Annotated in this window: 17 protein-coding genes; all 17 read right to left on the reverse strand. The window is 27.7% G+C overall.

The features are described from left to right. Positions 1-2: 2 nt before the first annotated feature. Positions 3-1052 (reverse strand): dTDP-glucose 4,6-dehydratase, encoded by a 1050-nt coding sequence (rfbB, locus tag MPF13_RS13625; protein WP_249983312.1) that lies wholly within the window; start codon positions 1050-1052, stop codon positions 3-5. Positions 1053-1059: 7 nt separating this feature from the next. Continuing rightward, positions 1060-1932 carry a dTDP-4-dehydrorhamnose reductase gene (rfbD, locus tag MPF13_RS13630; RefSeq protein WP_249983313.1) on the reverse strand — a complete coding sequence of 291 codons (873 nt, stop codon included), beginning with the start codon at positions 1930-1932 and terminating at the stop codon, positions 1060-1062. 2 nt (positions 1933-1934) lie between these two features. Next, positions 1935-2489 (reverse strand): dTDP-4-dehydrorhamnose 3,5-epimerase, encoded by a 555-nt coding sequence (gene rfbC / locus MPF13_RS13635; protein WP_249983314.1) that lies wholly within the window; start codon positions 2487-2489, stop codon positions 1935-1937. Positions 2490-2492: 3 nt separating this feature from the next. Beyond that, positions 2493-3365: a glucose-1-phosphate thymidylyltransferase RfbA gene (gene rfbA, locus MPF13_RS13640; RefSeq protein ID WP_249983315.1), complete on the reverse strand. Its 873-nt coding sequence runs from the start codon at positions 3363-3365 to the stop codon at positions 2493-2495. 7 nt (positions 3366-3372) lie between these two features. Then, positions 3373-4284, reverse strand: a complete 912-nt coding sequence (locus MPF13_RS13645; RefSeq protein WP_249983316.1) for an NAD-dependent epimerase/dehydratase family protein — start codon at positions 4282-4284, stop codon at positions 3373-3375. Beyond that, on the reverse strand, positions 4275-5123 hold the full coding sequence (locus MPF13_RS13650; protein ID WP_249983317.1) for a glycosyltransferase: 849 nt from the start codon (positions 5121-5123) through the stop codon (positions 4275-4277). The genes MPF13_RS13645 and MPF13_RS13650 overlap by 10 nt, the downstream gene beginning before the upstream one ends. Beyond that, complete coding sequence (locus MPF13_RS13655; RefSeq protein WP_249983318.1) at positions 5114-6226, reverse strand: glycosyltransferase family 4 protein; 1113 nt, start codon at positions 6224-6226, stop codon at positions 5114-5116. The genes MPF13_RS13650 and MPF13_RS13655 overlap by 10 nt, the downstream gene beginning before the upstream one ends. 27 nt (positions 6227-6253) lie before the next feature. Beyond that, complete coding sequence (locus MPF13_RS13660; protein ID WP_249983319.1) at positions 6254-7534, reverse strand: hypothetical protein; 1281 nt, start codon at positions 7532-7534, stop codon at positions 6254-6256. Between the two features lie 61 nt (positions 7535-7595). After that, a complete protein-coding gene (locus tag MPF13_RS13665) occupies positions 7596-8768 on the reverse strand; it encodes a glycosyltransferase family 4 protein (RefSeq protein WP_249983320.1) in 1173 nt (390 codons plus the stop codon). Positions 8769-8789: 21 nt separating this feature from the next. Next, positions 8790-10046 (reverse strand): oligosaccharide flippase family protein, encoded by a 1257-nt coding sequence (locus MPF13_RS13670; RefSeq protein WP_249983321.1) that lies wholly within the window; start codon positions 10044-10046, stop codon positions 8790-8792. After that, positions 10030-11055 carry an NAD-dependent epimerase gene (locus tag MPF13_RS13675; protein WP_249983322.1) on the reverse strand — a complete coding sequence of 342 codons (1026 nt, stop codon included), beginning with the start codon at positions 11053-11055 and terminating at the stop codon, positions 10030-10032. The genes MPF13_RS13670 and MPF13_RS13675 overlap by 17 nt, the downstream gene beginning before the upstream one ends. Before the next feature lie 38 nt (positions 11056-11093). Next, the gene (gene gmd / locus MPF13_RS13680) at positions 11094-12260 is read right to left on the reverse strand and encodes a GDP-mannose 4,6-dehydratase (protein WP_249983323.1); all 1167 of its coding nucleotides are present in this window, start codon (positions 12258-12260) and stop codon (positions 11094-11096) included. 306 nt (positions 12261-12566) lie between these two features. Next, entirely contained in the window at positions 12567-13520 is a 954-nt protein-coding gene (locus tag MPF13_RS13685) for a GDP-L-fucose synthase family protein (protein WP_249983324.1), read from the reverse strand. Between the two features lie 13 nt (positions 13521-13533). Further along, the gene (locus tag MPF13_RS13690; RefSeq protein WP_249983325.1) at positions 13534-14856 is read right to left on the reverse strand and encodes a UDP-glucose dehydrogenase family protein; all 1323 of its coding nucleotides are present in this window, start codon (positions 14854-14856) and stop codon (positions 13534-13536) included. A gap of 2 nt (positions 14857-14858) precedes the next feature. Next, positions 14859-15287: an adenylyltransferase/cytidyltransferase family protein gene (locus MPF13_RS13695; protein WP_249983326.1), complete on the reverse strand. Its 429-nt coding sequence runs from the start codon at positions 15285-15287 to the stop codon at positions 14859-14861. A gap of 3 nt (positions 15288-15290) precedes the next feature. Further along, positions 15291-15716 carry an adenylyltransferase/cytidyltransferase family protein gene (locus MPF13_RS13700; protein WP_249983327.1) on the reverse strand — a complete coding sequence of 142 codons (426 nt, stop codon included), beginning with the start codon at positions 15714-15716 and terminating at the stop codon, positions 15291-15293. Positions 15717-15754: 38 nt separating this feature from the next. Further along, the gene (locus tag MPF13_RS13705; protein WP_249983328.1) at positions 15755-16687 is read right to left on the reverse strand and encodes a Gfo/Idh/MocA family protein; all 933 of its coding nucleotides are present in this window, start codon (positions 16685-16687) and stop codon (positions 15755-15757) included. Between the last annotated feature and the right edge of the window lie 3 nt (positions 16688-16690).

The raw sequence follows: 16690 nt of genomic DNA on the forward strand, positions 1-16690 counted from the left end.
TTTTATTTATACATTTCCTCATAATATTTTTCATAATCACCAGAAGTTATGTTTAACAGCCAATCTTCATTATCTAAATACCATTTTACTGTTTTATCAATACCTTCTTCAAATTGTAGAGATGGTTCCCAACCTAATTCTTCTTTTAATTTTGTTGAATCTATAGCGTATCTTAAATCATGTCCTGCTCTATCAGTAACATAAGTAATAAGTTTTTCTGAAGCACCTTCCGCTCTACCTAAATACTTATCTACCGTTTTTATAATAACCTTTATTAAATCAATGTTCTTCCATTCATTAAATCCTCCAATATTATACGTTTCTCCTAATTTACCTTCATGAAAAATCACATCAATAGCTCTTGCATGATCATCAACAAAAAGCCAATCTCTTACATTTTCTCCTTTACCATAAACGGGTAAGGGTTTATTTTGACAAATATTATTTATAAATAAAGGTATTAATTTCTCTGGAAATTGATAAGAACCATAGTTATTGGAGCAATTAGATATAACCGTAGGAAATTGGTATGTATCTTGAAAAGATCTTACGAAATGATCCGATGATGCTTTTGATGCCGAATAAGGAGAATGTGGATCATAAGCTGTAGTCTCCAAAAAGAATCCTTCTTTTCCTAAAGACCCATAAACTTCATCTGTAGAAACATGGTAGAAAAGTTTATTTTCATAATCGTTATTCCAATACAATTTAGCTGCTTGCAATAAGCTTAAAGTCCCCATTACATTTGTTTGTGCAAATGAAAATGGATCTTTTATTGAACGATCTACATGAGATTCTGCCGCTAAATGTATCACATTATCAATTTTATAATCTATAAATACATTTTTAACTTTCTCAAAATCGCAAATATCGCATTTTATAAAAGTATAATTTTCTTTCTCTTCAATATCCTTTAGATTTTCAAGATTTCCAGCGTAGGTTAATTTATCCATATTTATAACATGGTAATCTGGGTATTTATTAACTAATAACCTTACTAAATGTGACCCTATAAAACCAGCACCTCCTGTAACTAATATATTTTTTTTCATTTTAATTTTATTTATTTTTTAATTTCAAAAGACATTCTTCTAACGAGTCTTTCCAATAAGGAATTTCAATTCCAAAATCATTTTTTACTTTTGATTTGTTTAAAACAGAGAAATGTGGTCTCTTTGCTGGAGTTGGGTAATCTTTTGTTTCAATAGGTTTTACATTACAATTAACGTTACCTATTTGCATAATTGCCTTAGCAAAATCATACCAAGATGCAACACCTTCATTAGAAAAATGATATAGTTTTCCTTTTAAGCTAATTTTATTTCCTTTGCTATTTGACAAAACTCTTAGGCAAGTTAATGCTAAATCTTTAGCATAAGTTGGTGTACCTACTTGGTCAAAAATTACACCTAATTCATCCCTATCTTTCCCTAAACGTAACATCGTTTTAACAAAATTATTTCCATAGGACGAATACAACCAAGAAGTTCTTATTACTATACCATCAATATCAGAATCTATTACAGACAACTCACCTTCTCTTTTAGTATCTCCATACACACCAATTGGGCTAACTGGGTCTGTTTCTTTATAAGGAACGAAACATTCACCATTAAAAACATAATCCGTTGAAATATGGATTAATTTACCATCTGTTTTTTTTAAAGCCTTTACAAGATTAAGTACCCCTTCTGAATTTACTTTTTGTGCAATTGCACTATCCTCTTCTGCTTTATCAACAGCTGTATAAGCTGCACAATTTATGATTGAGTTAATTTTATTTTCATCAACAAATTTTTCTAATTCTAAAAAATTACAAATATCTAAATCTGGCAAATCTTTAAAAATTAAATTGAGATTATCAAAGTTATCAGCTAAATCTCTTATTTCTGAACCTAATTGTCCGTTTGCTCCTGTTACTAAAATATTCATTCTTAATAATTAAAAGGTGAATTTAAATCTGAGAAAAAAGTTAAATTTTTATCTTTTTCAGACAACTGTACTTCACTTTCATCTAAGCCCCAATCGATATCTAAATCTTTGTCATTCCAACGAATACCCGAATCATATTCTGGGGCATAAGTATTATCTACTTTATATGCAAAAACAGCAGTTTCACTTAAAACAGAAAATCCATGAGCAAAACCTCTTGGTACAAATAACTGTCTTTTATTATCTCCTGTTAATTCTACAGCGACATGTTTCCCATAAGTTGGAGAACCTTTACGTATATCTACAGCAACATCCATTACGCTACCTTCTACACAACGTACTAATTTAGCTTGATTAAAAGGTGGTTTCTGAAAATGCAACCCTCTTAAAACACCTTTCGATGATTTAGATTCATTATCTTGAACAAACTTTATTTTACAAACGTTTTCTTCAAATTTTTCTAAATTAAATGACTCTAAAAAATAACCTCGATTGTCTCCAAAGACAGAAGGTTCTATAATATAAACATCTGGAATTTCAGTTTTAATAAATTTCATTTCTTATTTAGCTAAATTTAATAAATATTGTCCATAGGCATTTTTCTTAAGTGGTTCTGCTAACTTTTTTAGTTGGTTTTTATCAATATAATTCATGTAAAAAGCTATTTCTTCTAAACACGCTACTTTTAACCCTTGCCTTTTTTCAATAGTTTCAATAAATTGACCAGCTTCCATTAAAGAATCGTGAGTACCTGTATCTAACCACGCAAAGCCCCTACCCATTAATTCTACCTTTAAACTTTCTTTATTTAAGTATTCTTGATTAACAGTTGTAATTTCTAGTTCTCCTCTATCTGATGGTTTTATTTTTTTAGATATTTTAACCACATCGTTTGTATAAAAATATAAACCAACTACTGCATAATTAGATTTAGGATTTTCTGGTTTTTCTTCTATAGAAGTAACATTCCCTTCTTTATCAAATTCTGCTACACCATATCTTTCAGGATCATTAACATAATAACCAAAAACAGTAGATTTTTTATCTTCTTCTACATTTCTTCTTGCGCTTTGAAGCATTTCAGTTAAACCATGCCCATAAAAAATATTATCTCCTAAAACTAAACAAACATCATCATCTCCTATAAATTCATCTCCAATTATAAATGCTTGAGCTAATCCATCTGGACTTGGTTGTACTTTATAACTTAACTTTATACCTAATGTCTCACCAGAACCCAATAATTTTTCAAAATTTGGCAAATCTTCTGGAGTTGAAATTATCAATATTTCATTAATTCCTGCCAACATTAAAACTGAAAGTGGGTAATAAATCATTGGTTTATCATACACTGGTAATAATTGTTTTGAAACTCCTTTTGTTATTGGATATAAACGTGTTCCACTTCCTCCTGCTAAAATTATTCCTTTCATAATTATTTTAATTTTTATCAATTAGTTTAAAAGATTCAATAGTTTTTATTAGACCTTGTTCAACAGAGTATGGTAATTCTTTTCCAATTGCTTTTTTTATTTTTTTGTTACTTACTACGTAGTTTTCTGTAAGCTTTTGTAACCTTTCCGAATTTATAGGCAATCTCAAAAAATCTCCTAAAATAGACATAATTTTTATAATTGTTTTTGGTATATTTAGTATTTTTATCTTTACACCAATAACTTCTGAAATATTTCGAACTAAATCATTTGTTGATAATGGGGTATCATCAGATAAATTAAAAACATCTGACTTAATTGCTTCATTCTTTATAATTTGATCAATTACAAAATTAAAATTATCAATACCCAAAAATGATCTTTTATTATTAAAACTACCCAGAGGCCAAGGTATTTTTTTTGCAACAATATTATACATAAGGTTTAAATTCCCTTTATTATTGGGGCCATGAATCATACAAGGACGTATAATAAACACTCTTTTATTTAATAGGTTGTTTTTATTATTTAAGATATATTTTTCAGCATTAAGTTTTGAAATTCCATAATCAGTTTTTGGTAATGGCTCTATTAACTCTGTTAAAGGCTCATCAATAGAGTCTGCCACAGCTTTAACAGAACTTATAAAAATAAATACTGAACATTCTTTAGATTTTAAAAAACTATCAAATAATTGTTTTGTTAATTTAAAATTAGCTTCCTCATAAACTAATGAATTTGATTTAGACTTTAAATCATGTGCTTTACCTGATAAATGAACAATAACATCTTGGTTCAGTGTAATTTTTTGCCCTTTAGCATACCTAACACTTAAAGGATATATATTATATTTCTTTTCTAGAAAAGATTTTAAATTCCCTCCTACAAAACCACTTGCTCCTGTTATTGCTATATCCATTTCTTGATTTCAGAAATTGTCTTTTTGTTTATTTTACTTCTTTCGTTATCAAAAAACCAATTCCATTTATTAAAATAAGTAATTGCAGAATTAATATATATTTTAAATAACCTCTTATTTTTATTAGCTCCAGATTCATAACCATGTATTACAGAAACCTTAGGAAAATAAATTGTTTTATAAAACTTATGCATTCTTCTAGAGAGGTCCCAATCTTCAAAATACATAAAATAATTATCATCATACATTCCTACTTTTTCTATGGCTTTTATGTTTAATATTGTAAAACATCCTGATAATACAGGTGCATTATAAATTAAATCTTTAGGAACATTTCTTAACTCATATTTATTTATAAAGTTTTGATAAGCTTTATTAGGTTTTCTAATTTTTCTCCACAATATAGACTTTGGGCTAGGTAATAATTTTGGTAAATTCTGAATAGACCCATCTAAATTTAATATTTGTGGCATCATCATACCAATTTCATTATCTTTTTCCATAAATTCTATCATAGGTCTTATAATATCTCCATCAAAACTAATATCAGGATTTACTACTAAATGGTATTTATAACGATTCTTAATTGTTAATTTTATAGCTATGTTATGTGCTTTACCAAAACCTAAGTTATTATTTTGATACAGATATATTATTCTTTCTGGATCAATATTTTTTAAAAACTTTAAAGCTTCTGTTGGTGAGTTGTCAATTAAATATAATTTACCAACAAGGTTAGATTTTAAAACACAAGTTATTGCTGTGGTCAATTCATCTTTACAGTTACAATACATAACCAAAGATACAGAAAGTATTTTTTTGTTGATATTTATTGACATTTCTCACTCATTTTATATACTTTATAACATAAATCAATATATTTTTCTGCTTGCTCTTTAGATGTATCAAATACTTTCAAACGCTTTTTACCATTTTCCACAGTTTTTTTATATAATTCATTATCATGAAAAAGATTTTTAATTTTTTCGGAAATTTCTTTAGCATTCAAATTATCAAAATAAATAGCTGCATCACCACAAACCGTTTTTGCAAATGACAAATTAGAAGTTAAAATAGGTCTTTCCATTTTCATTGCTTCTGGATAAGATGCAGAAAAACATTCTAAATGTGCAGGTAAAAACATTGCATCACATTCTTTATATAATTGAGGACAATCTTTTGCAAATACATGTCCATGATTTTTAACCCATTGTTCTTTCCCTTTAAAAACTCTATCAAAATCTTCTTTTTTTATTGTTATATGAAATTCATAATTATAAATATCATCTTCTAAATAAGGAATTACTTCATTAATTATTTCAAAATTTTTACTCGGCCTAAAAGTACTAATCATTAATAACTTCTTAGTCAAATTATTAGACGGTGGTGAAGCTGTTATATTACTATATTGTTTTCCTGCACCATTAGAAACTAAAAATATTTTAGATTTGTCAACATTAATTCTATCTGCCAACCGTTTACGAACATCTTCTGTTTGAACTACATAATAATCTGCTTCTTTTTTTGTCCAATATTTTTTGTAAATCATTTCAAGTTTTACTTTCCATGAATATTTTTTTACATAATCATAATCATCATATACTATATGAGGAACAGCATACCCAACAAGATGAGGGCTTTTAGCTTTCCAATAACATGGGCCAACAAAAGAGAATACAACATCAGGCTGAATTATTTTCTCTAATCTATTAAACTCTTTAATTATTTTTTTTCTATACTTTAATGATGCTGGTGATTCTTCAAAAAGATAAAAAGAAAATCTATCATCAAAAGAAGATAAATCAATTTGATCATTTACATTATTTGTCTGAAAAATATGATATTCATCATTTCCAAATTCTTTAAGTTCATTTAGAAAAGAAATTGCCCTTTGTAAAGCTCCTCCTACTCTAATATTTGTTGTATTAATTATTATTTTCATTTAAATATATTATATTGAATAAACCTTTTAAAAAAACTCCAAAACAAATTGAATTAAAAATAAAAAAACAAAAAGCGCTGAGCCAATAGCTTTAGATATAGGTGTCCCTTTATGATAACCATATGCAACAAATATATAAAAAAATGGCATTAAACCTGTCTTATGCCTAGGCTGAATTGAAACTTGACTAATCATGAGTATACAAAAACAAAACATATAAAAAAATCGGGTCATATCTTCATTTTTAATTTTAAAAAAATGTATAATTCCTTTAAAAAAATATTTAAAATAAAAAAGGGATAAAATAGGCATAAGCATAGTATACATAATACTTCTTATATTCAAAACACCTAGAGTATAAAATTCTACCCTAAAAAAAGGAAGAAATATAAAAAAAATAAATCCAAGGGGTACTTTTAAATAAATTGGTAAACTATATATTTTATAGATTATCGATCCTTCATCTGCTTCTTTAATTATAGATTCTACAAACGATTGGCGATCTAGACCTTCAAATCCTTTTTCTAATAAATATTCAGAAATAAAAGGCAATAATAAAAATGTTACCATCCCTAATCCTAATAACAAAAATAAAACTTTAGGTATAATATTAATTGTTGCTCCTTTTAAATAAGATTTATTAAAATAAAACATAAATGCACAAAGTAATAATAACCCAGAACCTGGCCTAACAAAAAACAATAAACATAAACTGATAATAAAATTTAAAAACTTATTTTTTATTAAATAGTAAACACCAATTAATGTGAAAAACGCAACCCAACCATCTCTCATTAAAATTAAGCTATTGGATAACAAAACTGGGCAAAACAAGACTAAGGTATATGCAGTTTTTGCAATCTTAATATCTTTAGTCAGTAAATTTGTTAATTTGGATGTAAAATGAGGAATAAAACAAATTCCTAAAATATTAGGTATTAATATTGTTAATGGATGAACTATTTTAAAAGGATATAAGATTTTAAGAAATTTAACAAAACTATGATCCATCCCTATATAGCCCATACCATACCATGGAATATTAACATCACTTGATGCTACACCTGCAAAAAACCTACTGTCATCAGTCCCAATACCTCCATACATACCTGAAAAACCAAATGAATCCGGCATTATTAAATAATGCCCCCAATAAAGCAGAATCGATAGAAAAATGAAAAAATTTAAAACTAATAAATTTCTTAAAAAAAAGATTTCTGCTTTAATAACTTTATTTATTATAACAAAAAGTAAAAAAGTATATAAATACGAATATAATGATTGAAAATCAGTTACTGTAATAAACAATACATTTAAAAATATAAAACAGAATGATAAAACATCTATAATTGTATTTTTACGTTTATAACTATATATCATTTAATAAAATTATTTCAACCAATTTAACTAAATCTTCTTTTTGTTTTTTAGATATTAATTCATATCTTTTTTCTCCAAGTAGTTGAAGGTTATTTCTTAAATTTTCATTGTTCTGTAATTGAAAAATTCTAGCTTGTAATTCTAAAATGGAAAATGGATGAAACTTTAAACAAGCTTCTCCTACAATTTCTGGTATTGCAGTAATCATAGACGCTATAACAGGTGTACCATATTTCATTGCTTCTAGAGGTGGGTATCCAAACCCCTCATTAAGTGATGGGTAAACAAAACAAAATGCATTTTTGTATAATATTTCTAATTCTTTAGATGGTACATAATCCAAGAAATAAAACATCTCTTTATTTCTAACAATATTTTTAACTTTATTATTAACTCCTGTTAAAACGATTTTTTTTGTTAACTGCCCATTATCTATTAAATTATCAAAAGCTTTAACAGCTCTATATGTATTTTTTACCCAACGCTTAGAACTAACTAATAAAAAATAATCTTTAGGAATAATTGATGTTCTTAAAAAAAAATTTTTTTCATCAATTATGTTTATATTTTGGTTCTTTTTTTCAGGACTATAAAAAACAGAAATATCATCAGGTTTTGTTCCAAAAAGGGTAATTATGCTATTTTTTGTATGTTCAGATACAACTACTAATTTCTTCTTTGTTGCTACTAAATTAATTACATCTCTAAATTTATTTTTATTCTTAATATTAAAATATGTAGAAAATATTTTCTTTATTATGTGTTTAATTTTACTTTCTAGATGATACTCATTTATGTCAGTTAACAACTCAATTGGCCTTAACCCATGAACAGTATAAACAACCTCAACATCTTTTAAATTAACCCTCGATAATCCAACCCCTAAAGGGTCAAACAACCTATTTATATTGCATTCCTTAATAACACTATCTATATCAGAATATTTATTTTGATTGACTATTATTGAGTTACGTTTATCATCCTTAATTAGGGTTAAAACGTTGTTATCAATAAACTCTTCAGAAAAACAATAAAAATATAGTGAATTAAATGTATTTGCTTTAATTATCTCCTCAACTAATCTATTTGCATACTCATTTCCTCCATGAAATGGATTATTAGCATCCTTAGAAGAAGAATTTAAATTTATTAGAATATTCATATCATTAATAGTTATAATTAATTAAAAAATCCATTTTATTAAATTATTTTTTTTACTTATTATTACCCTAACTATTAATTCAAACAAAACAGATAAAGATAGAGTTAGAGATAAATTATATACTGTTATTTGACTAAATAAATAAAAACATAAATTTAACAAAATATAAAACACAACTGATAAGTATAAACTTAAAGTGTATTCTTTTTTTAAATCATTAACAAGAAGAACAGTTACTCCAACCATATAACTTAAAGGTTGAAATATAATTAAAAAGCCTAAGAATAGAAATATATACAAAACTTCAAATTGATTGTTAAAATAGTACTTTGTTGTTAAATAGACTATTAAACTTGTTAGTAAAAACACAAAAACAGAAACATAGAAAATAATTTTTATAGTTTTTCTTACTAAATTCCCATTTTTACTATTAACTACATTAGGAAACAAAACTGACACTATAATTTGAAGGAAGTAAATAAATAAATTTTTTATTTTATCTGCAACATCATAAATAGATAAAATTTCCATTCCTACAAAAGCTCCTAATATTGCTTTGTTACTTAAAATTTTGATTTTACCCGCAATATTTCCAAAAAATATAGGAAAACTTTCAATAAAGTATTTTTTTAGAACATTTGTTTTTTGAAATTTAAAAATAATACCATCTTTTTTAAATACAATCCATAATGCAGCTAAAGAAGCGATTAAGCTTCCTAATCCATTTAATAAAGGTACTTTCAAAAAATCGTTTTCATTTTTTACAATAAAAAAAATAAGTGTTAAAAAAACAACCCTACCTATTAAATTAATTATTGTAATATATTTCATTTCCTCTTTACCTTGGAAGTACCAAACAGGAAAAACCCATTCATATAAACATAAATACATAGTAAATAATAAAAGGTACTTCAAGTTAATGTCTGAGAAAAATGGTGAAATTATTGCTAAAATCAAAAATGATAAAAAGAAAAAAATTCCTTTTAAGATAAAAACACTACTAACTATTTCAGATAGAGCTTCTTTATCATTCCTGTTCATAGATACATCTTTTGTAGCACTTATATCAAATCCAAAATTTATCAGCACAAGAAAATAAGAAATAATAGTATGTGAAAAAACTATTAATCCATACTTTTCGGTACCTAAAACAGTTAGTAAATAAGGTAAAGTTATTAAAGGTATTAATAAATTAAAAACCTGTAAAATGGCTAAATATGAAAAATTACTTATTAAACTTTTATTCTTAGAATAAATTTTTTTAATTTGATCTTTCATCCTGGTAGTAATTTTCATACCATTTAATAAATTTATTAATACCTTTATCAATTAGTGTAACTGGTTTATAATGATAATCTTCAACTAGAGCACTTACATCAGCCCAAGTTCTTTTAACATCTCCCTTTTGCATAGGCAACATATTTTTCTTAGCGTTAATACCAAGATTCTTTTCAATTGTTTCTATAAAAGCCGCAAGTTTTACAGTATTATTATTGCCTATATTATAAACTTTATATAGACTTCTATCTTCAATTGGTTTTTCAATCACTCTTTTAACCCCCCCTACAATATCATCTATAAAAGTAAAATCACGCTCCATATCTCCATGGTTAAAAACTTTTATAGGATTATTTTGACTAATCGCATTTGCAAAAAGCATCGGAGCCATATCAGGTCTTCCCCAAGGGCCATATACTGTAAAAAAACGCAAACCTGTAGTGGGTATTTTATATAAAAAACTATATGCATGTGCCATTAACTCATTACTTTTTTTAGTAGCTGCATACAAACTTACTGGGTGATCCACTTTATCATCTTCTGAAAAAGGAATTTTTGCATTTGCTCCATAAACACTTGAACTACTTGCATAAACCAGATGTTTTATATTATTATGTCTACAACATTCTAAAATATTTAAAAAACCAACTATATTACTTTGTATATAGACGTCTGGGTTTTCTATACTATATCTAACACCTGCTTGTGCAGCTAGATTACAAACAATATCAAAATTCTCAATCTTAAATAATTCAGATAACTCTTCTTTATCTTCTAAATGTATTCGTATAAATTTAAGGTTTTTGAATAATTCACTTTTACATTCTTTATAAAACTTAGACGACTCTGTTTTTTTAATCCCTAATTCAATTAAACGGTCATATTTTAAATTCACATCATAATAGTCATTGATGTTATCTATCCCGACAACGATATGACCTGCTTCTAATAGGCTCTTAGACAAATGAAATCCAATAAAACCAGCTGCCCCTGTAATTAAAATCTTCATAAATTATTCTTTATTTTTTTTGAGTAAACACTATAACATTAATACTCTGCTCTTTTCAAAACTTCATGTCCTGCTTTTAACAAAGCTAGATCTTTATTCATTAATTCAATATCACTTATCATCATGTCTTTTACTAAATACGTTAAATCGTAGACTGGCTCCCAACCTAGCTTTTGTTTCGCTTTGGTTGGATCTCCTAATAATAAATCTACTTCTGTCGGACGGAAGTATGAAGGATCAACAGACAATACTTCTTGTCCAATTTTAGGCATTTGAGATTTCTCGATTGCACTCGAAATAACATTTGCGTATTTTTCTTGATTTATAGATTTAATATATGCTTTTTCATCAACACCTGTTCCATTAAATTTTAGTTCAATACCAACTTCACTAAAAGCCATACACACAAAATCCCTTACAGTTGTTGTAACTCCAGTTGCGATTACCCAATCTTCTGGTTGATCTGCTTGTAAAATCATCCACATCATACGAACATAATCTTTAGCATGCCCCCAATCGCGTTTTGCCTCTAAATTTCCTAAAAAAACTTTTTCTTGGAGGCCTAAAGCTATTTTGGCAACTGCACGTGTAATTTTTCTTGTTACAAATGTTTCTCCTCTTCTAGGAGATTCATGATTGAATAATAAACCATTACATGCAAACATTTTGTAAGCTTCTCTGTAGTTTTTTGTAATCCAAAAACCATAAATTTTAGCAACTCCATATGGAGATCTAGGATACAAAGGAGAGTTCTCGTCATAAAAACCTCTTTCATTTTTATTTTCTGGTAATCCACCAAATAATTCTGATGTTGATGCTTGGTATATTTTCGTCTTTTTACTCAATCCTAAAAGGCGTACTGCTTCTAAAATTCTTAATGTACCCAACCCATCAACATTTCCTACATATTCTGGCATATCAAAAGAAACCTTTACATGAGACATGGCTCCTAAGTTGTAAATTTCATCTGGCTGACATTCTTGAATGATTCTAGTTAAGTTCATTGAATCTGTCAAGTCACCATAATGTAATTTTAATCTTTGGTTAGGATCGTGAGGATCTTGATATAAATGATCAATTCTATCCGTATTAAAAAGAGAACTTCTTCGTTTTATTCCGTGTACCATATACCCTTTCTCTAATAACAATTCTGCTAAATAAGAACCATCTTGACCAGTAATACCTGTAATTAATGCTACTTTCATACTTTTTGTTTCAAAAAATGACATTGACATAAACTTTGACTTAGACTGATTTGTCTTTGTTTTAATTTATAATTTTCTTAAATCTATTATTTTATTTTATAAACTAGTTAACTTTAAAATAATTTTCTATCAGTGATATTGTGGCCTCTATTTTCTTATTTCAGCTATGATTAACCGTGTTTCTATTTCAAAAGCTTATACTAAAGTATATACATCATCAACAAATACCATAGTGTTAGTCCAAATATCATATTTTAAAAATCTCTTAGCATTTATAAATGTGCTCTTCTTTGTCTTTGTCAAGATCTATGCTAACTTTACTTCTTTAAAATTTTCAATATTCTCTAAAAACCAACTATAGGTTTTTTCGATTCCTTCATGTAATTCAGTTGAATATTCCCAACCCATATTCTTCATTTTTGAGACATCCATCAATTTTCTTGGCGTACCATCTGGTTTTTCGGAGTCCCAAACAATATTTCCTTTGTGGCCTGTAACTTTCTGAATAGTTTCTGCCAACTCTTTAATTGTAATATCTTTTCCAGAGCCTACATTATATAAATATTCTGGCAACTTGTTTTCTAAAGCATACACTACAGCTTCTGCCATATCATCTACAAATAAAAACTCTCTCATCGGAGTTCCACTTCCCCACAATACTACATCTGAATTATCATTAGCTTTCGCTTCATGAAACTTACGAATCATAGCAGGTAAAACATGTGATGTTTTTAAATCAAAATTATCAAAATAACCATATAAATTAGTAGGCATTAAGCTAACATAATCCTTTTTGAATTGTTTTCTAATTGCCTGACAAGCTTTTACTCCTGTAATTTTTGCAACAGCATACCATTCGTTTGTTGGCTCTAATGAGTCAGTTAATAAATACTCTTCTTTAAGCGGCTGTGGAGCCAACTTTGGATAAATACAAGAACTTCCTAAAAAAATAAACTTTTCAACACCTAACTTTAAAGCGCTGTCTATTAAATTATTTTGAATTTGCATATTTTCCATTAAAAATTGATATGGAAAATCATTATTAGCCAAAATACCTCCTACTCTAGCAGCAGCATCTATAATTGCTTCTGGTTTTTCTTTTTCTAGAAAACTAAAAATTTCTGATTGATTTTTTAAGTCTAAATTTTTACTAGTTTTGCCTATTAGATTTGTATAACCTTTTTTCTCTAAAGCTCTCCATACAGCAGATCCTACCATTCCGCGATGACCAGCAATATAAATTTTTGTGTTTTTATTCATTTTTTTAATACTATTATTTTCCTATTTGAAAATATTCAAAACCTTGCTTTTCTAAATTAAAAGCATTGTATTGATTTCTTCCATCAAAAATAATAGGATTTTTTAATTGTTGCTGAATCTCTACAAAATCAGGAGAACGAAACTCTTTCCACTCTGTTAATAAAATTAAAGCGTCTGCCCCCTTTAAAACTTCATATTTTGAATTAAAATAAGTAATGTTTTTAGCATCTTTTAAATAATATTCTTGTGCTTCTTCTATCGCTTTTGGGTCATAAGCTTTTACTTTTGCTCCTCTTTTCTCAAGTTCTTTTACTACATAAATTGCAGGTGCTTCACGCATATCATCTGTACCTGGTTTAAATGCTAAACCCCATAAAGCAAATGTTTTTCCTGTTAAATCTTCCCCAAAACGCTTTACAATTTTATTTGCAATAACTAATTTTTGAGCATTATTTACATTCTCTACAGATTCTATCAAACTTGCCTTATAACCATTTTCTTCAGCTATTTTCTTTAAAGCCTTTACATCTTTTGGAAAACATGAACCTCCATAACCTGCTCCAGGATAAATAAAACTATATCCAATTCTTTTATCAGATCCAATACCTATTCTAACTTTATTGGCATCTGCCCCCACTTTTTCACAAATATTCGCAATCTCATTCATAAATGAAATTTTTGTAGCTAACATTGTGTTTGCGGCATATTTCGTCATTTCTGCTGAACGAATATCCATTGTTATAAAACGATCATGTGTTCTACAAAATGGAGAATACAATTGTTTCATTACCTCAATGGCATAGTCAGAATCTGCTCCTATAACTACTCTATCTGGCTTCATAAAATCATCAATTGCTGCTCCTTCTTTTAAAAATTCAGGATTAGAAACAACATGAAAATCAATAGCAACTCCTCTCTTATCTAATTCAGCCTGAATGGTTGCTTTTACTTTATCTGCAGTACCAATTGGTACTGTAGATTTATCTACAACTACAATTTCTTTTGTCATAGATTCCCCTATAGATTTGGCAACCGCCAAAACATATTGTAAATCTGCAGAACCATCATCTCCCATTGGTGTACCAACAGCAATAAAAACAATTTTTGCATTTAAAATTGAATCTGACAAACTTGTTGTAAAATCTAGATTTTTATTTTTTACATTTTTTAACACCATGGTTTCTAAACCTGGTTCAAAAATTGGAATAATACCTTTATTTAACTTTTCAATTTTAACCGGATCTATATCTACACAAGTTACATGGTTTCCCATTTCTGCGAAACATGTACCTGAAACTAACCCAACATAACCAGAACCTACTACAGATATATTCATTATTATTTTTTATTTTTTAAATTTTCTTTTTCCTGTACTTCTTTTCTTAAACCACTACTAGAAAAACGGTGTTCTCTTTTATTATAAAAAAGCTCTATACCAGTTTGCTCACAATATTCACGCCCCGTAAAAGGCTTACTTGCATATTCATCTCCTACAATACGAACATCAATTTTAAAAGAACGTAATACATCTTCTAAATCTTGTTCTGTAGCATAAGGAACAATCTCGTCTACATATTTACACCCTTTTAATTGAATGTATCTTTCTACTACAGATTGAATGGGCATATTTTTTTCTGGACGATCTAAAGTTGGGTCTGTTTGCAAACCACATATTAAATAATCGCACTCTGCTTTTGCATCTTCTAACATTTTTACATGCCCTGCATGAAACAAATCAAAAGCACTAAAAGTGATTCCTACCTTCATAACTTATTTTTTATTTAACAACCAAGATGATGATTGAATTTTATCGCCTAAACCATCAATTAATTGAATATTTAACTCATTACAAATTGGAGCTTCAGGAATTGAATTATTATCTTGATCACCCCCATTAGCAAAACCTAATTCGTATTCTTCTCCATAGGCTTCAAAAAGAGAGCGAATAGATTCGCAAACTGTTCTATCCTTATCTATGGAAATAATTGCTTTGTTAACAGCTTTAATATTTTGGACTATAAAAAGTCTCTCTTCTTCTTTTTGAAACTCTTTTGACCCTTTTAAAGCCCTTTGCAAATCACTATTTACAATTACAAATAATTCATCTGCTAAAGCTTTAGCATTATTAAAATACTCTAAATGTCCTTTGTGTATAGGGTTAAAATACCCCGATACAATTACTGCTTTTTTCTTCATGGGTTTCTTTTTTTTTGTGCAAATATATGCTTATTTATTTATTTTAAGAACAGGTGTTTTTCACCTATTTTACTTATTGCAATATTCCTAATTTCATGAACTATTTTTATTGATTCCTCAGAATCACTAAGACCAAAACCATTTCCTTTTAAGATTTCTTGATAACTTACATTATGTAAATCTGTAAACCCAGAACTAAACTCTAATTCTTGATTATCAATAGTAATAGACCTAAAAGTTCTTTGCCCCTTAATTTTTATTTCCTTTGGCAAATCATCTTCATTAATTGATAAAAACCACCTAACTCTAGCGTTTTTAAACTCTAGATACCCAGATGCTTTATCTTTTTCTCTAAGATACACAATATTTTCTTGAACTTCACCAAAAATCCAATATAACATATCATAAAAATGCACACCAATATTAGTAGCTATTCCACCTGATTTACTTTCATCACCTTTCCATGAAATATCATACCAATTTCCTCTTGAGGTTATATAAGTTAAATCAACATCGTATTTACCATTTTTATCCTCAATATCAACTTTATTTTTTAAAGCAATAATACTTGGATGCAATCTTAACTGTAAAATTGTATTTATCTTATTTCCAGACTCTTTTTGAATATCTTTTAAAGCATCAATATTCCATGGATTTAAAACCAATGGCTTTTCACAAATAGCATCTGCACCTCTTCTTAAAGCCATCCTTATATGAGAATCATGAAGATAATTAGGCGTACAAATACTTACATAATCTAATTGAGTACCTGCTCTTTTTAACTTCTCTAAATGACGATCAAATCTTTCAAACTCAACAAAAAAATCTGCTTTCGGAAAGTAGCTATCCAAAACACCAACACTATCAAACTTATCTAATGCCGCAATTAAATTGTTATTAGTCTCTTTGATAGCTTTTAAATGTCTTGGAGCAATATATCCTGCTGCTCCTATCAATGCAAAGTTTTTCATTTC

Origin of the sequence: Polaribacter sp. Z022 (assembly GCF_023555495.1) — a bacterium.
In the GTDB taxonomy this organism is placed as follows: Bacteria; Bacteroidota; Bacteroidia; order Flavobacteriales; family Flavobacteriaceae; genus Polaribacter.

Coding starts and splice junctions, on each gene's coding strand:
- MPF13_RS13705 (WP_249983328.1), bottom strand. CDS start 16,687: ATGAAAAACTTTGCATTGATAGGAGCAGCAGGATATATTGCTCCAAGA.
- rfbC (WP_249983314.1), bottom strand. CDS start 2,489: ATGAAATTTATTAAAACTGAAATTCCAGATGTTTATATTATAGAACCT.
- MPF13_RS13650 (WP_249983317.1), bottom strand. CDS start 5,123: ATGTCAATAAATATCAACAAAAAAATACTTTCTGTATCTTTGGTTATG.
- MPF13_RS13685 (WP_249983324.1), bottom strand. CDS start 13,520: ATGAATAAAAACACAAAAATTTATATTGCTGGTCATCGCGGAATGGTA.
- gmd (WP_249983323.1), bottom strand. CDS start 12,260: ATGAAAGTAGCATTAATTACAGGTATTACTGGTCAAGATGGTTCTTAT.
- MPF13_RS13670 (WP_249983321.1), bottom strand. CDS start 10,046: ATGAAAGATCAAATTAAAAAAATTTATTCTAAGAATAAAAGTTTAATA.
- MPF13_RS13655 (WP_249983318.1), bottom strand. CDS start 6,226: ATGAAAATAATAATTAATACAACAAATATTAGAGTAGGAGGAGCTTTA.
- MPF13_RS13645 (WP_249983316.1), bottom strand. CDS start 4,284: ATGGATATAGCAATAACAGGAGCAAGTGGTTTTGTAGGAGGGAATTTA.
- rfbB (WP_249983312.1), bottom strand. CDS start 1,052: ATGAAAAAAAATATATTAGTTACAGGAGGTGCTGGTTTTATAGGGTCA.
- MPF13_RS13690 (WP_249983325.1), bottom strand. CDS start 14,856: ATGAATATATCTGTAGTAGGTTCTGGTTATGTTGGGTTAGTTTCAGGT.
- MPF13_RS13675 (WP_249983322.1), bottom strand. CDS start 11,055: ATGAAGATTTTAATTACAGGGGCAGCTGGTTTTATTGGATTTCATTTG.
- MPF13_RS13665 (WP_249983320.1), bottom strand. CDS start 8,768: ATGAATATTCTAATAAATTTAAATTCTTCTTCTAAGGATGCTAATAAT.
- MPF13_RS13695 (WP_249983326.1), bottom strand. CDS start 15,287: ATGAAGGTAGGAATCACTTTTAGTGCTTTTGATTTGTTTCATGCAGGG.
- MPF13_RS13700 (WP_249983327.1), bottom strand. CDS start 15,716: ATGAAGAAAAAAGCAGTAATTGTATCGGGGTATTTTAACCCTATACAC.
- rfbD (WP_249983313.1), bottom strand. CDS start 1,932: ATGAATATTTTAGTAACAGGAGCAAACGGACAATTAGGTTCAGAAATA.
- rfbA (WP_249983315.1), bottom strand. CDS start 3,365: ATGAAAGGAATAATTTTAGCAGGAGGAAGTGGAACACGTTTATATCCA.